This is a genomic window from Streptomyces sp. NPDC001904 (genome assembly GCF_040297005.1).
GTDB lineage: Bacteria > Actinomycetota > Actinomycetes > Streptomycetales > Streptomycetaceae > Streptomyces.
Window position 1 is genome coordinate 319,261 of sequence record NZ_JBEOYI010000002.1, and the last position, 15,719, is coordinate 334,979.

The 15,719-nt window shown below is 72.3% G+C and carries 12 protein-coding genes; 6 read left to right on the top strand and 6 right to left on the bottom strand.

What is annotated here, in order from left to right:
* Nucleotides 1–118: 118 nt before the first annotated feature.
* Both ABT127_RS03930 and ABT127_RS03935 read right to left on the bottom strand, forming a co-directional pair.
* Nucleotides 119–820, bottom strand: a complete 702-nt coding sequence (locus ABT127_RS03930; RefSeq protein ID WP_351444323.1) for a class F sortase — start codon at nt 818–820, stop codon at nt 119–121.
* Nucleotides 821–975: 155 nt separating this feature from the next.
* Entirely contained in the window at nt 976–1,497 is a 522-nt protein-coding gene (locus ABT127_RS03935) for a GVDTG sorting domain-containing protein (protein ID WP_351444324.1), read from the bottom strand.
* 304 nt (nt 1,498–1,801) lie between these two features.
* On the opposite strand from ABT127_RS03935, the gene cutA reads away from it, so the two are divergent.
* Nucleotides 1,802–2,137, top strand: coding sequence for a divalent-cation tolerance protein CutA (gene cutA / locus ABT127_RS03940; protein ID WP_351444325.1), 336 nt, complete (start codon nt 1,802–1,804; stop codon nt 2,135–2,137).
* Nucleotides 2,138–2,277: 140 nt separating this feature from the next.
* Here cutA and ABT127_RS03945 read toward each other — a convergent pair whose 3' ends face one another.
* Nucleotides 2,278–2,949: a SanA/YdcF family protein gene (locus ABT127_RS03945; protein WP_351444326.1), complete on the bottom strand. Its 672-nt coding sequence runs from the start codon at nt 2,947–2,949 to the stop codon at nt 2,278–2,280.
* A 163-nt stretch (nt 2,950–3,112) separates the two neighbouring features.
* Here ABT127_RS03945 and ABT127_RS03950 point away from each other — a divergent pair, with 163 nt between their 5' ends.
* The 5 genes from ABT127_RS03950 (at nt 3,113) to ABT127_RS03970 (ending at nt 10,345) form a co-directional block, all read left to right on the top strand.
* A complete protein-coding gene (locus ABT127_RS03950) occupies nt 3,113–4,000 on the top strand; it encodes a sirohydrochlorin chelatase (protein ID WP_351444327.1) in 888 nt (295 codons plus the stop codon).
* 61 nt (nt 4,001–4,061) lie between these two features.
* Nucleotides 4,062–5,348, top strand: coding sequence for a deoxyguanosinetriphosphate triphosphohydrolase (locus ABT127_RS03955; protein ID WP_351444328.1), 1,287 nt, complete (start codon nt 4,062–4,064; stop codon nt 5,346–5,348).
* Between the two features lie 180 nt (nt 5,349–5,528).
* Complete coding sequence (locus ABT127_RS03960; protein WP_351444330.1) at nt 5,529–6,794, top strand: NAD(P)/FAD-dependent oxidoreductase; 1,266 nt, start codon at nt 5,529–5,531, stop codon at nt 6,792–6,794.
* 34 nt (nt 6,795–6,828) lie between these two features.
* Nucleotides 6,829–8,727, top strand: coding sequence for a DNA primase (dnaG, locus tag ABT127_RS03965; RefSeq protein ID WP_351444331.1), 1,899 nt, complete (start codon nt 6,829–6,831; stop codon nt 8,725–8,727).
* A gap of 334 nt (nt 8,728–9,061) precedes the next feature.
* Entirely contained in the window at nt 9,062–10,345 is a 1,284-nt protein-coding gene (locus tag ABT127_RS03970) for an RNA polymerase sigma factor (protein WP_351444332.1), read from the top strand.
* Nucleotides 10,346–10,427: 82 nt separating this feature from the next.
* On the opposite strand, the gene ABT127_RS03975 is transcribed toward ABT127_RS03970, so the two are convergent.
* The 3 genes from ABT127_RS03975 to ABT127_RS03985 form a co-directional block, all read right to left on the bottom strand.
* Nucleotides 10,428–12,332 (bottom strand): ABC transporter ATP-binding protein, encoded by a 1,905-nt coding sequence (locus ABT127_RS03975; RefSeq protein WP_502971637.1) that lies wholly within the window; start codon nt 12,330–12,332, stop codon nt 10,428–10,430.
* Between the two features lie 23 nt (nt 12,333–12,355).
* Nucleotides 12,356–14,095, bottom strand: a complete 1,740-nt coding sequence (locus ABT127_RS03980; protein ID WP_351444334.1) for an ABC transporter ATP-binding protein — start codon at nt 14,093–14,095, stop codon at nt 12,356–12,358.
* A 166-nt stretch (nt 14,096–14,261) separates the two neighbouring features.
* Complete coding sequence (locus ABT127_RS03985) at nt 14,262–15,698, bottom strand: xylulokinase (RefSeq protein ID WP_351444335.1); 1,437 nt, start codon at nt 15,696–15,698, stop codon at nt 14,262–14,264.
* Nucleotides 15,699–15,719 lie beyond the last annotated feature (21 nt).

The window sequence follows — 15,719 nt, forward strand, 5'->3', positions numbered from 1 at the left end:
ACGGAGTTCTGCGCGCGCAGGCGATTACTCCTCACGATGGTGGCCATGGTCGAGGAGAAGCTTCACATCACGTACCAGTCCGCACGCGGTCCGGCGGCATCCCGTGGAATGCTGGAGTTCAGCGGCTGCCCGTCAGATGGGCGAACACCACGACGTTCCCCTGGTAGCCGGTCCGCCGTGAGTACGGGCCGCCGCACGTGATCACCCGCAGCTCGGGCCGCCGGGCCGCCCCGTACACCTTCTCGTCGGGGAAGGCGTCGGCCTCGTAGACCTCGACGGCGTCGACCGTGAACACCGCCACCGAGCCGTCGCGGCGGTCGATCTCGATGGTGCGGCCCCGGGTGAGCGCCCCGAGGTCGTAGAAGACGGCGGGGCCCTCGGCGTTGTCGACGTGGCCCGCGACGACCGCCGTGCCGCGCTCGCCGGGGCGGGTGCCGGCCTCGTACCAGCCCGCGAGGTTCTTCCGCTGCGGCGGCGGCACGTCCAGGCTTCCGGCGCGATTGAGGCCGAGGCCCATCAGCGGGGCGTCCACGCGCAGCGACGGGATGCGGACGCGGTCGGGCGGCGACGGGGACATCGGGGCCGCGCCGGGGTCCTGCCGCGCCGTGCCGGGACGGGCCTCGGCCGCCGACGGCTGCGGCGGCGGATGCCCCTTCGAGCCGCTGGCCAGCAGCCAGCCGCCGGAGCACAGGGCGAGCACGGTGACGGCCCCTATGGCCGCGTTGGCCCGGCCCGCGCGGCCGCTGGCCCGGCGCTGGGCGGGACGGCGGCGGGCGAGACGGCGCAGGCGCCTGAGGACTCCCGGACACTCCTGAACCATGAGGGCTCCTGAACACGGCCTGCCCCGGCCCCTCCGGCCGCGAGGGGGTGCGGCCGGAGGGGCGGGGAGGTGGCGGTACCGGTGGACGACGGACGGGGGTCGGGACGGACGCGCGGACGGCGGAGGGAGTCCGTGCGGCCCGTCGAAACCGTCCGTCAGATCCCATCGCCTCTCGCCCGGCGATGCAGGAGCCAGGTACCGCCCGCGGCGGCGACGGCCAATGCCGCCACACCCGCCGCGGTCTGCACGGGGTCGGGACCGAGCGCGCCGCCGACCCCCGTCTCGACATGTCCGCGGGGCATCCGGGCGCCCGGCGAGCCGCCCGCCCCGGCGAGGGACACGATCAGGTCGCCGGTGACCAGGGTGCCGCCGGAGCAACGGGCGACGATCTCGTACGTGCCCGGCTGCGCGGACGCCGGCACGGTGAAGCGGCCCGCGGGATCGGCGTCCGGCGCCATCGGCGCGAGGGTGAAGGTGCCCGCGCCGACCGCGCTGGCGTCGCCCGAGGCCGTGCCCTGCGGGCCGCAGGCGGTGGTGTCCACGGTGACCGTGCCTCCCGGGGCGGTGGTCGCCGGATAGACCTCGAGGCCGCCCTGCGAGGCACCCGCGGGGGCGGCCCCGAGCCCGGTGAGGGCGACGGCGAACGCGACGGCGGTCAGCGGTCGGCCTGTGCGCATCGTTGCTTGCTCCTTGTGCGTCCAGCTCGGGCGGCGGACGCGCCCTGCAAGCACGAGGTAAGTGGCAGTCGCACCACCGCGCCTCCTGATACCTCGTCAGAAAAGCCGTTCGGGATGTGCTGCTGACGGTGTGACGGGAACATTCCAGCAGGTCATCGGCGTGTCGGAGGAGAATTGCCCGAAAGGCGGTGCCCGGCGTGCGACCGGGTGACGCGGCCGTCGCCGTCCGGCGTGGCGGGGCGTCAGTTCGTGCACTCCGGCCGGTGTTGGCCCCCGGCCGGTGCCGTGACAGCACAATGGCCGCATGCCGAATCCCGCATCCGCCAGCTCAGTGCTGGTCGTCCTGACCACGACCGACGACGCGGACCGCGCCGAGTCCCTCGCCCGCGGCGCCGTCGAGTCCCGGCTGGCCGCGTGCGCGCAGATCAGCGCGCCGGTCACGTCCGTGTACCGGTGGGAGGGGGAGGTGACGACCGCGCGGGAGTGGCAGGTGCTGCTGAAGACGACGGAGGCGCGGTACGCGGACCTGGAATCGTGGCTGACGCGGCATCATCCCTACGACACGCCCGAGATCATCGCGGTGCCGGTGGTGCGCGGGGCTGCCGGTTATCTGGGGTGGGTGGCGGCCGAGGTGGAGTGACGCGCGCCCCTGAGATGCGCACTTCGTGCGCCATCTCATCAAGGGGAGGCGGCGCGCAGCGCCTGCCTCAGGGGCGCGGGGAACCGCGCGACCAGCCCCCACCGGCCGTCAGTCGACCGGCAACCCGACAGGGGCGACGGTCACCGACCCAGCGCCGCCCGCACACCATCCTCCTCGCGCCCCAGAAAGTGCGGATCAGGCCGGAACACGGCGTCGACCACGGCCTTCCCGGCAGCCAGCACCTCGCGCGCACCCCCGGCGTACCAGGTCACGTCATGCACCTCGTCCACCCCGACCCCGTAGGACGAAACCCCGGCGGCCTCGCACAACGCCACCGCCCGCCGCACATGGAACCCTTGAGTGACCAGCACGGCCCGGTCCACCCCGAAGATCTTCTTGGCGCGCACGCACGAGTCCCAGGTGTCGAACCCGGCGTAGTCGCTGACGACGGCCCGCGAGGGCACCCCGTGCCGGGTCAGATACGTACGCATGGCGTCGGGTTCGTCGTACTCGGTGCGGCTGTTGTCCCCGGAGACGAGCAGCACCCTGACCCGCCCGGCGCGGTACAGCTCGGCCGCCGCGTCGAGACGGTGGGCGAGGTACGGCGACGGCTCGCCGTTCCACAGCCCGGCGCCGAACACCACGGCCACATCGGTGCGCGGCACGTCGGAGACCGTGCGCAAGCGGTCGCCGGCCGTCGTGAACAGCCAGGTCGCCGGCGCCAGCGCCAGCGCGCACAGCACCATCACCACCTGCACCGCCCGCCGCTGTTCCTGGCGGGTGCGGGGCAGACGCGGGCGGGGCAGGCGCATCGGACGTGACCTCCGGGCAGACAGCGGCTCTCGCAGGCACAGGACGCCATCGGGCCCCCCGCGGTTCACGCTCACCGCGCCGGACACCGCACGGTGAACCGCGCGCAACCACCCGTCACCACCCGGCAACAGCCCGGCAACCCCTTTCCGGCAGGATCGCTCCATGACGGACAAGTCGTACGGCACCCACCACTCCCGCACGGCGGAACTGGACAGCACGGCGGGACTCCTCACCATGATCGGCGCCCAACTCGGCACCCAGCTCAGCAACCGCCGCCCCCTGCGCGAACGCCCCCGGCCCCCGGCCCTCGTGCTCGTGGCGCACGGCAGCCGCAACCCCGGCGCCCTCGCCACCGTCACCGAACTGATGGCAGCCGTCCGCGAGCTGCGCCCCGGGCTGACCGTCCGCCTCGGCCACATCGAGCTGAACGCCCCGCTGCTCGGCGACGCCCTCGCCGCCCTCCCCGCGGGCCCCGCCGTCCTGGTCCCGCTCCTGCTCTCCCGGGGCCACCACGTCAAGCGGGACATACCCGCGGCGGCCGAAGCCGCCGGGCACCTGCGCACCGTCGTCGCCGCCCCGCTCGGCCCGCACCCACTCCTCGTCGACGTGCTGCACGACCGGCTCGTCGCGGCGGGCTGGCCCGAAGGACCGCTGCCCGAGCACGAACGCCGCCGCGCCGGAGTGGTCCTCGCCGCCGCCGGTTCCCGCGACCCGCAGGCCGCCGTCGACATCCGCCGCACCGCCGGCCTCCTCGCCCGGCGCCTCGGCGTCCCGGTCGTCCCCGGCCACGCCTCCGCCGCCGCGCCCGACGTGGCCACGGCCGTCCGCGCCCTCACCGCCCGCGGCCGCACCCGGGTCGCCGTCGCCTCCTACTTCACCGCGCCCGGCCGGTTCGCCGACGAGTCCGCCGCCGCGCTCGCCCCGGGCCAGGGCGTCGCCGCGGCCCCGCTCGGCACCCACCCCGCGATGGCCCGCCTTGTCCTGCACCGCTACGACAGCGCGCTCGCGGCGCCCGGCACCGCTCTCACCCCGCACCTCGCGTCCGCCTGAGCACACCGCCCCCTCGGCCGGCACCTGCCTTTTTGTCAGTGCTTGCGTCTACTGTCAGGGCATGGAAGGCAGCGACACGTACGACGAGGACGCGACCGAGCGCTGGGCGCCCGAGCCCGACAAGCGCCCGGGCCGCACCGCGTTCCAGCGCGACCGGGCCCGGGTCCTGCACTCGGCGGCGCTGCGCCGCCTCGCCGGCAAGACCCAGGTCGTCACCCCGGGCACCACGAGCCGCCACTGGGACGCCAGCCCGCGCACCCGCCTGACCCACTCCCTGGAGTGCGCCCAGGTCGGCCGGGAGCTGGGTGCGGCGCTCGGCTGCGACCCCGACCTCGTGGAGACGGCCTGCCTCTCGCACGACCTGGGCCACCCGCCCTTCGGGCACAACGGCGAGCAGGCGCTGAACGAAGTAGCCCAGGACTGCGGCGGCTTCGAGGGGAACGCGCAGTCGCTCCGCCTCCTCACCCGCATCGAGCCCAAGCGCTTCGTCCACGCCGAGGGCTCGGGCGAGCTGACCAGCGTAGGACTGAACCTGACGCGCGCCGCGCTCGACGCGGCGACCAAGTACCCGTGGCCGCGCGGCGAGCACCCCACGGACCCGCAGTCGGTGAAGTTCGGGGTCTACGAGGACGACCGCCCCGTCTTCGACTGGGTCCGCAAGACGTCGCCCGGCCGCCGCACCTGTTTCGAGGCGCAGGTCATGGACTGGGCGGACGACGTCGCGTATTCGGTGCACGACATCGAGGACGGCCTGCACGCCGGCCACCTGGATCCGATCGTGCTGCACGCCGAGCCCGAGCGGGCCGACGTCTTCGCGGTGGCCGTCGGGCGCTACGTTCCGGCGGACACCGACCCCGCCGAGCTGGCCGCCGCCCTCGACCGCCTCCTCGACCAGGAGTGGTGGCCGCACGGCTACGACGGCACGGCGGTCGCCCAGGCCCGCCTCAAGGACGCCACGAGCCAGCTCATCGGCCGGTTCTGCCTGGCGGCCGAGCGGGCGACCCGGGCGCGGTACGGCACCGGACGCCTCACCCGGTACGACGCCGAGCTGGTCGTCCCGCGCGCGGCCCGGTACGAGTGCGCGGTGCTCAAGGCGGTCGCCGACCGGTACGTGATGCAGCGCCCGCAGCAGGAGCGGCTCCGCGCCGACCAGCGGATCGTCGTCGCCGAGCTGGCCGACGCCCTGACGGCCCGCGCCCCCGACGGCCTGGACCCCCAGTTCCGCGCCCTCTTCGACGACGCCCCCGACGACCGTACGAAGAAGCGCGTCATCGTCGACCAGATCGCCTCCCTCACGGACGCCTCGGCCCGCACCCTGCACGCAAGGCTGACGCAAGGAGCCCCGTAAGGGGCGCGGGGAACTGCGCGAGCAACCACCCACAACCGGTACCCGCCGACAAGCCGATCCGGCTACGGCGAGTAGGCAAAGGACAGCGGGGGCGTGCCCCGATAGGGCCACGCCCCCTTCCCCCATCACGCTGCGTGCGGGACGCTCGCATATGACGGCAGCGCAACGAGGAGGCATCAAGTGGTCGACGCGGACCAGACGTTCGTCATCGTCGGAGGAGGGCTCGCCGGGGCGAAGGCCGCCGAGACACTCCGCTCGGAGGGCTTCACCGGCCGAGTGATCCTCATCGGCGACGAACGGGACCACCCGTACGAGCGCCCGCCCTTGTCCAAGGGCTATCTGCAGGGCAAGGAGGAGCGGGACAGCGTCTTCGTCCATGAACCGGCCTGGTACGCGAGCCACGACATCGAGCTGCACCTCGGCCAGACGGTGACCGCGATCGACCGCGCGGCCAGGACCGTCCGGCTCGGCGACGCGACCCTCATCCGCTACGACAAGCTGTTGCTCGCCACCGGCGCCGAGCCGCGCCGTCTCGACATCCCGGGCACCGATCTCGCGGGCGTCCACCACCTGCGCCGCCTCGCCCACGCCGAGCGCCTGAAGCACGTCCTGGCCTCCCTCGGCCGGGACAACGGGCACCTGGTGATCGCCGGCGCCGGCTGGATCGGCCTGGAGATCGCCGCCGCCGCACGCGAGTACGGCGCCGAGGTCACCGTCGTCGAGCCGGAGGCCACCCCGCTGCACTCCGTCCTCGGCCCCGAGATCGGCCAGATCTTCACCGAGCTGCACAGCGACCACGGCGTCCGCTTCCACTTCGGCGCCCGGCTCACCGGGATCACCGGCCACGACGGCATGGTGCTCGCCGCGCTCACCGACGACGGCGAGGAGCACCCGGCGCACGACGTGCTCGCCGCGATCGGCGCCGCCCCGCGCACCGCGCTCGCCGAGTCCGCGGGCCTGGACCTGGTGGACCGCGAGCACGGCGGCGGCATCGCGGTCGACGCGGCCCTGCGCACCTCCGACCCGGACATCTTCGCGGCCGGTGACGTCGCCGGGCTCCAGCACCCGCTGTACAGCCGCCGCCTGCGCGTCGAGCACTGGGCGAACGCGCTGAACGGCGGCCCGGCTGCGGCCCGCGCCATGCTCGGCCAGGACGTGACGTACGACCGCGTGCCCTACTTCTTCTCCGACCAGTACGACCTGGGCCTGGAGTACTCGGGCTGGGCGCCCCCGGGCAGCTACGACCAGGTGGTGATCCGCGGTGACGCGGGCAAGCGCGAGTTCATCGCGTTCTGGCTGAGCGACGGCCAGGTCCTGGCGGGGATGAACGTGAATGTGTGGGACGTCACGGACCCCGTCCAGCAGCTGATCCGCACCGGCGTGCGGCCGGACACCGAGCGCCTGTCGGACCCGAGCGTCCCGCTCACCGACCTGTTGGAGGAGTGACAGGACTGTCGGTGGGTCACCGTAGACTTGCCGCGTGGCTGGCAGGATCAATGACGAGGACGTGAAGGCGGTTCGGGACGCGGTCCCGATCGACGCCGTGGTGTCCGAGTACCTCCAGCTGCGCAACGCGGGCGGCGGGAACCTGAAGGGCCTGTGCCCCTTCCACGACGAGAAGTCCCCGTCCTTCCAGGTCAGTCCGAGCAAGGGGTTCTTCCACTGCTTCGGCTGCCAGGAGGGCGGCGACACCATCACGTTCGTGATGAAGATCGACCACCTCTCCTTCTCCGAGGCGGTCGAGCGCCTGGCCGGCCAGGCGGGCATCACGCTGCGCTACGAGGAGGGCGGGTACAACCCCACCCACCAGCGCGGCGAGCGCATCCGCCTGGTCGAGGCGCACAAGGTCGCCGCGCAGTTCTACGTCGATCAGCTGGGGTCCCCGGAGGCCGAGATCGGCCGGAAGTTCCTCGCCGAGCGCGGCTTCGACCAGGCCGCGGCCGCCCACTTCGGCGTCGGCTACAGCCCGGCGGGCTGGGACCACCTCACCCGCTTCCTGCGCGGCAAGGGCTTCAGCGACAAGGAGCTGACCCTCTCGGGTCTCTCCCAGGAAGGCCGCCGCGGTCCCATCGACCGCTTCCGCGGCCGCCTGATGTGGCCGATCCGGGACATCGGCGGCGAGGTCGTCGGCTTCGGCGCCCGCCGCCTGCGCGACGACGACAACGGCCCGAAGTACCTGAACACGCCCGAGACCCCGATCTACAAGAAGTCGCAGGTCCTCTACGGCATCGACCTGGCGAAGAAGGACATCGCCAAGTCCTCCCGCGCCGTGGTCGTCGAGGGCTACACGGACGTCATGGCCTGCCACCTCGCGGGCGTCACCACCGCCATCGCCACCTGCGGCACGGCGTTCGGCGGCGACCACATCAAGATCCTCCGCCGCCTGCTGATGGACAACGGCTCGGCGCGCGTGATCTTCACCTTCGACGGCGACGCGGCCGGGCAGAAGGCCGCCCTGCGCGCCTTCGAGGACGACCAGAAGTTCGCCGCCGAGACCTACATCGCCATCGCGCCGGACAACATGGACCCGTGCGACCTGCGCCTGGCCAAGGGGGACGACGCGGTCGCCGACCTCGTCCAGCCCCGCACCCCGCTCTTCGAGTTCGCACTCCGCCAGATCGTCGCGCGCTACGACCTGGAGACCCCGGCGGGCCGCGCCGCCGCGCTCGACGAGGCCGCGCCCGTCGTCGCCCGCATCAAGAACAGCGCCTCCCAGCACGAGGTCGCCGTCCAGCTCGCCGGGATGCTCGGCATCCTCGACACCCAGTTCGTCGTCAAGCGGGTCGCGCAGCTCGCCCGTTGGGCCCGCGACCGGGGCGGCAAGGGGCCGGCCCCGGCCAGCTCCCCGCAGGCCGCGCCGCTCGGAGCCGCGCCGCGCGCCTTCGGCGGGCCCGCGCTCACCCTGCGCAACCCGGTCTTCACCACCGAGCGCGAGCTGCTCAAGCTGGCGCTGCAGAACCCGGACCTGGTCTCCCCGATGTTCGACGCGTACGGGGTCGACGAGTTCACCGCCGCGCCCTACGCCGCCGTGCGCGCCGCCATCCTCGACGCGGGCGGCGCCGAGCAGGGCGTGCACGACTCGCACACCTATCTGGTGTCGGTGCGGGAGGCCGCGCCGGACGACGCGGTGCGCGCCATGGTCACCGAGCTGGCCGTCGAGGCCATCCACCGCAAGACCGTCGACCAGGCCTACGCCGACATGCAGCTCGTCGCCGTGCGCCGCCGGGCCGTGGAGCGCCGCATCCGCGATGTCCAGGGCACGTTCACCCGGCTCCACTCCGGGGGCGATCCGGCTCAACTGGTCGCGGTCCAGAACGAGTTGTGGGTCCTCCAGCAGTACGACCAGTCCCTCCGGGAACGCGGCGCCGACGCGCTGTAGCTCCGCTGTGAACCCGGCCCACCCCGAGGCCCCGCCCGCCGTCTGGTGAGCGCTTCAAGGGGCGGTCAGTACAGCGCCGTTGGCGGGTGCGGCCCCGGTGGGGGCTGGTCGCGCAGTTCCCCGCGCCCCTGTCGGGGCGTAGATCGGCCCGCGCTCGCAGCGCTCCAGACGGAGCGGAGAGCGCCCCGCACCCTCACGCGCCGTTTGCCCGCGTTCCGGACCGGGAAGCAGGGGCACCCGTACAGCACGGTAACCGAGCGGTCACGCACCGGACTCAAAAAGTCATCGCACGCCCCTCGTGGCGGCACTGTGTCGTACTCCACACTGGGTGGCGGTGCCTGAGTCCTCGGAGCGCGGCCGGAGCCCGGACAGCAAAGGGTCCGAAACCCCCGCGGTTCCGCTCATCGCGTACGGGACGGACAGCGGCGTGGCCGCCGCTGCCGCCCCCCTGCCGCACGCCTCAGAAGCGATCACCTTGGAGGTCGCCCCCGTGCAGACCCAGACCCTCACTCAAAGCGACAGCACAGCGCAGGCCCTGTCCGATCCCGACGCCGTGGAGGACGCCGACGTCCTCGCCACGGTGCCGCCACAGAGCCGCGTCACGCACCACCCCGAGTCGGAGGAACCCGCGGAGCCGCCGGACAGCGAGCCCGCGCAGAGCCCCGATCCGCCCGAACCGGTCCGCGGCGCCCGCGCCGACACCAGCGGCCCCTCGTCCGACCTGTTCCGCCAGTACCTGCGCGAGATCGGCCGCATCCCGCTGCTCACCGCGGCCGAGGAGGTGGACCTGGCGCGGTGCGTCGAAGCGGGCCTCTTCGCCGAGGAGAAGCTCACCAAGGCGCCCGATCTCGGCACCCGACTCACCCTCGACCTCGACAAGTTGGTGGTGATGGGCCGCATGGCCAAGCGCCGCCTGATCGAGGCGAACCTGCGCCTGGTCGTCTCCGTGGCCAAGCGCTACGTGGGCCGCGGCCTGACCATGCTGGACCTGGTCCAGGAGGGAAACCTCGGCCTGATCCGCGCGGTCGAGAAGTTCGACTACGCCCGCGGCTACAAGTTCTCGACGTACGCGACCTGGTGGATCCGGCAGGCGATGAGCCGCGCCCTCGCCGACCAGGCACGCACCATCCGGGTCCCGGTCCACGTCGTCGAGCTGATCAACCGGGTCGTCCGCGTCCAGCGCCGCATGCTCCAGGAGCGCGGCTACGAACCCACCCCCGAAGAGGTGGCCGCCCACCTGGAGCTGGCCCCGGAGCGGGTCAGCGAAGTCCTGCGCCTGGCCCAGGAACCGGTCTCGCTGCACGCCCCGGTCGGCGAGGAGGACGACGTCGCGCTCGGCGACCTCATCGAGGACGGCGACGCGACCAGCCCCGTGGAGTCGGCGGCCTTCCTCCTGCTGCGCGAACACCTGGAGGCGGTCCTCTCCACCCTCGGCGAACGCGAACGCAAAGTGGTCCAGCTCCGCTACGGCCTCGCCGACGGCCGCCCCCGCACCCTGGAGGAGATCGGCCGCATCTTCGGCGTCACCCGCGAACGCATCCGCCAGATCGAGTCGAAAACCCTGAACAAACTCAGGGACCACGCCTTCGCCGACCAGCTGCGTGGCTACCTGGACTAGGGAGGCCGCCCCGCAGGGGCGCCGACAGGGGCGCGGGGAACTGCGCGAGCCACCCCCACGCCCCTGTGGACGACGACGAGACCTAGTCGACCTCGGCCACCGCCTGCGCGAACTGGGCCTCGTACAACCGCTGATACGCCCCGCCGGAGGCGACCAGCGCATCGTGCGAGCCCTGCTCCACGATCGCGCCGTTCTCCATGACCAGAATCGTGTCGGCATCGCGGATCGTCGACAGACGGTGCGCGATGACGAACGACGTGCGGCCGTGGGCGAGCCGCGCCATGGCCTTCTGGATCAGCACCTCGGTCCGGGTGTCGACGGAGGAGGTCGCCTCGTCGAGGACCAGTATCACCGGGTCGGACAGGAACGCCCGGGCGATGGTGATGAGCTGCTTCTCACCGGCGCTCACCCCGGTGCCCTCGTCGTCGATCACGGTGTCGTACCCGTCGGGCAGCGTCCGGATGAAGCGATCGGCGTGCGCGGCCTTCGCCGCCTCCTCGATCTCCTCCCGCGACACGCCCTTGGCGGCGCCGTACGCGATGTTCTCGGCGATGGTGCCGCCGAACAGCCAGGTGTCCTGGAGGACCATGCCGATCCCGGCCCGCAGCTCGTCGCGGGACATCTTCGCGATGTCGACCCCGTCCAGGGTGATGCGGCCGCCGGTGACGTCGTAGAAGCGCAGCAGCAGATTGACGAGCGTGGTCTTGCCCGCGCCCGTCGGCCCCACGATGGCCACGGTGTGGCCCGGCTCCGCCGTGAGCGACAGGTCCTCGATGAGGGGCTTGTCCTCCTGGTAGCGGAAGGCGACGTGCTCGAACTCGACGTGCCCGCGCAGGTTCTGCGGCTTCTCGGCGGACTCCGGGTCGGGCGACTGCTCCTCGGCGTCGAGCAGTTCGAAGATCCGCTCGGCGGACGCCACTCCGGACTGCACCAGGTTCGCCATCGAGGCGACCTGCGTCAGCGGCATCGAGAACTGGCGCGAGTACTGGATGAACGCCTGGACGTCACCGATCGACAGGGTGCCGGAGGCCACCCGGAGACCGCCGACCACCGCGACCAGCACGTAGTTCAGGTTCGAGATGAAGAACATCAGCGGCTGCATGATGCCGCTGTTGAACTGGGCTTTGAACGCGGCCTCGTACAGCGCCTCGTTCTGCTCGGCGAACAGCTCCGCCGACTCCTTCTGCCGCCCGAACACCTTCACCAGCGTGTGGCCGGTGTACATCTCCTCGATGTGCGCGTTCAGCCGGCCGGTGGTCTTCCACTGCTGCACGAACTGCGGCTGCGACCGCTTGCCGACCTTCGCCGCGACGAACACCGACAGCGGCACCGTCACGAGCGCGACCAGCGCGAGCAGCCACGAGATCCAGAACATCATCGTCAGCACACCGATGATGGTCAGCAGCGAGTTGAGCATCTGGCCCATCGTCTGCTGGAGCGTCTGCCCGATGTTGTCGATGTCGTTGGTCGCCCGGCTCAGCACCTCGCCGCGCTTCTGCTGGTCGTAGTACGACAGTGGCAGCCGCGACAGCTTGGCCTGCATGTCCGTGCGGAGCTTGGCCACCGCCAGGTTGATCGCCCGGTTGGCGAGCCGGGTGCCGATCATCATGGCCAGGCCCGCGCACGCGAACACCGCGAGCCCGATCAGCAGCACCTGCCCGATCCTGTCGAAGTCCACGCCCTGGCCGGGCGTGAAGTCGACGCCGCCGAGCATGTCGGCCATGCCGGAGTCACCCTTGGCCCGCAGGCCCTCGATGACCTGCTCCTTGGTCTGCCCGGCCGGGGTCTGCCCGCCGATGATCCCGCCGAACAGCAGGTCGGTGGCGTGACCGAGGATCTTCGGCCCGATCACCGAGAGCCCCACGCTGATCACCACCGAGACCAGGACGGCCACCACCGACGCACGGTGGGCGGCCAGCCGCTTCAGCAGCCGTTTGCCGGACCCCTTGAAGTCCATCGAGCGCGAACCGGGCGCACCGGCCGCCATCCGCGCCGCCATCGGCCCGCTCATCAGGCGGCCTCCGCTTCCGTCAGCTGGGAGAGAACGATCTCCCGGTACGTCTCGTTGTCGGCCATCAGCTCGTGGTGGCGTCCGGTGCCGACGACCCGTCCCTCGTCGAGGACGATGATCCGGTCGGCGTCCCTGATGGTGGCGACCCGCTGGGCCACGATCACCACGGTCGACTCGGCGGTCTCGTCGCCGAGCGCCCGGCGCAGCGCCGCGTCGGTGGCGTAGTCGAGGGCGGAGAAGGAGTCGTCGAAGAGATAGATCTCCGGCCGCTGTACGAGCGTGCGCGCGATGGCGAGCCGCTGGCGCTGGCCACCGGAGACATTGGTCCCGCCCTGGGCGATCGGCGCGTCGAGCCCGCCCTCCAGCCTGTCGACGAACTCCTTGGCCTGCGCCACTTCGAGCGCGTGCCACAGCTCCTCGTCGGTCGCGTCGGGGCGCCCGTACCGCAGGTTGGAGGCGACCGTGCCCGAGAAGAGGTAGGGCTTCTGCGGGACGAGTCCGACCGTCCTGGCCATCAGCTCGGGGTCGATCCCGCGGACGTCCTCACCGTCCACGAAGACGGTCCCCGCCGTGGTGTCGTACAGCCGGGGGACCAGGCCGAGCAGCGTGGACTTGCCGCTGCCGGTCGAGCCGATGATCGCCGTGGTCTCCCCGGGCCGCGCCACGAGGTCCACCGCCCGCAGCACCGGCTCCTCGGCGCCCGGGTAGCCGAACTCGGCGCCGCGGAGCTCCAGGTGCCCGCGCCGGCGCAGTTCCCGTACGGACGTCTCGGCGGCGGGCGGGACGACGCTGGACTCGGTGTCGAGCACCTCCTGCACGCGCTCCGCGCACACCTCGGCGCGCGGCACCTGCATGAACATGAAGGTGGCCATCATCACGCTCATCACGATCTGCATGAGATACGCGAGGAACGCGGTCAGGTCGCCGATCTGCATGCCGCCGCTGTTGATCCGGTGGGCGCCGAACCAGACCACGGCGATCGAGGCGACGTTCACGATCGTCATCACGAACGGGAACATCAGTGCCATGATCCGGCCGGTGGCGAGCGAGGTCTCGGTCAGGTCCCAGTTGGCGGCGCCGAACCGGTCCTTCTCGAAGTCGTCCCGCACGAAGGCGCGGATGACGCGATTGCCGGTGATCTGCTCGCGCAGCACCCGGTTCACGGTGTCCAGCTTGACCTGCATGGACCGGAACAGCGGCCGCATCCTGCGGATGATCAGCGTCAGGACGATCGCCATCACGGGCAGCACGGCCAGCAGCACGCCCGACAGGGGCACGTCGAGCCCCAGGGCCAGGACCACGCCGCCGACGCACATGATCGGCGCCGACACCATCAGCGTGAAGCCCATCAGCACCAGCATCTGGATCTGCTGCACGTCGTTCGTGGTGCGGGTGATCAGCGAGGGCGCTCCGAAGCGGCCGACCTCGCGGGCGGAGAAGGACTGCACGCGGTCGAAGACCGCGGCCCGCACGTCGCGGCCGAGCGCGGCGGCGGTACGGGCGCCGAAGTACACGGCCCCGGTGTTGCAGACGACCTGGACGACCGTGACGCCCAGCATCATCGCGCCGTACGTGAGGATGTAGCCGGTGTCGCCGTCGACGACACCGTTGTCAATGATGTCCGCGTTCAGAGTGGGCAGATACAGGGCCGCGCAGGTCTGCAGGAACTGCAGCAGCACGAGCAGCCCGATGGGTTTCTTGTACGGACCGAGGTGGGTCCGGAGGAGTCGTATGAGCACGCTCTGTCTCTCGGTGGTCGGCGAACTGGGTGAGAGCGGTCGGGGAGGGGGAGACGTCCTCGCCGGAACGAGGACGCATGGACCCCTATCGTCGGACACTCCACCCGCGTTACCTCAACCGATTAACCCAAGAGTGCTCAAAGACCAGCCACGTGAGACAGATGTTCTACGGCTGGGCGAAGGCGCCCGGGTGGATCTGCTCGCGCACCGCACGGAACTGCTGGCGCACCGCCTGCCCCACCGCCAGCTCCTCGCCCGGTTCGAAGACCTGGGTGGCCGCTCCCTGCCACATCGGCAACTGGCCGCTCATCGCCCAGGCGGCCTGCCGGGCCGCGCCGATCGCCGCGTAGTCGGCGGGCTGCGGCACCACGACCTGCGTGCCGAACAGCATCGGCGCCACGGCCTGCACGGCGTGCAGCTCGGCGGCCGCGCCGAGCAGGAAGACCCGCCGCACCTCGACCCCGCGCCCGCGCAGCACGTCCAGGGCGTCGCCGAGCCCGCACAGCATGCCCTCGAAGGCGGCCCGCGCCAGGTGCTCGGGCTTCATGGACTCCCGCCGCAGCCCGCACAGGGTGCCGGCCGTGTGCGGCAGATTCGGCGTCTTCTCGCCCTCCAGATAGGGCAGGAGCACGAGCCCGTGGGCGCCGGGCGTCGACTTCATCGCGAGCTCGGACAGCTCGTCGAGCCCGCCGTCGAGCCCCAGCATCTCCGCGGTGCCGCGCAGCGTGCGCACCGCGTTGAGCGTGTGCACCACGGGCAGGTGCATGCCGGTGGCGTCGGCGAGTGAGGTGATGGAGCCGCTGGAGTCCACCAGCGCCTCGTGGTGCACGGCCATCACCGAGCCGGACGCGCCGAGCGAGACGACGGCGTCGCCGGGGGAGACGCCGAGACCGAACGCGGCGGCCATCGTCTCCCCGGTCCCGGCCGAGATGATCAGCCCCTCCGGGGTCGTCCCCGCGGCGTCGCCGGGGCCGAGCACCTCCGGGAGCACGGCCCGCTGTCCGAGCGCCAGCTCCACGAGGTCGGGCCGCCAGGAGCCGGTGGCCGCGGACCAGTAGCCGGTGCCCGAGGCGCCGCCGCGGTCGGTGGTCCGCCGGGCCGGGCGGCCGAGCAACTGCCACACCAGCCAGTCGTGCGCCTGCATGAGGAAGGCCACACGCTGCGCGTTCTCCGGCTCGGTCCGCGCCAGCCAGCGCAGCTTGGTCACCGGCTGCGCGGCCTGCGGCACACAGCCCACCGCTTCGGCCCACGCCTCGCGCGAGCCGAGCCGGTCGACGAGGTCGGCGGCCGCCACCTGCGCCCGCTTGTCGGCGCCCACCAGGGCCGGGCGCACGGTGTTGCCCTGCCCGTCCAGCGGCACCAGCGCATTGGCCTGCGCCGACACGCCGATGGCCTGCACGCCTTCCAGGAGCCCGCCGCCGGCCGCCTCGCCGAGCGACAGCAGCCAGGCCTGGGGGTCGACGTCACTGGGCCGCCCGCCGCCCTCCGCGGTCTCCAGCGGATGGGGCGCGTACCCCTGCCGGAGCACGGCTCCGGTGTCCGCGTCACAAACGACAATGCGCGTGAAATCGGGCGAACTGTCCAGCCCGGCGACTATCCCCATGCCTGAAATTCTGCCGCACCG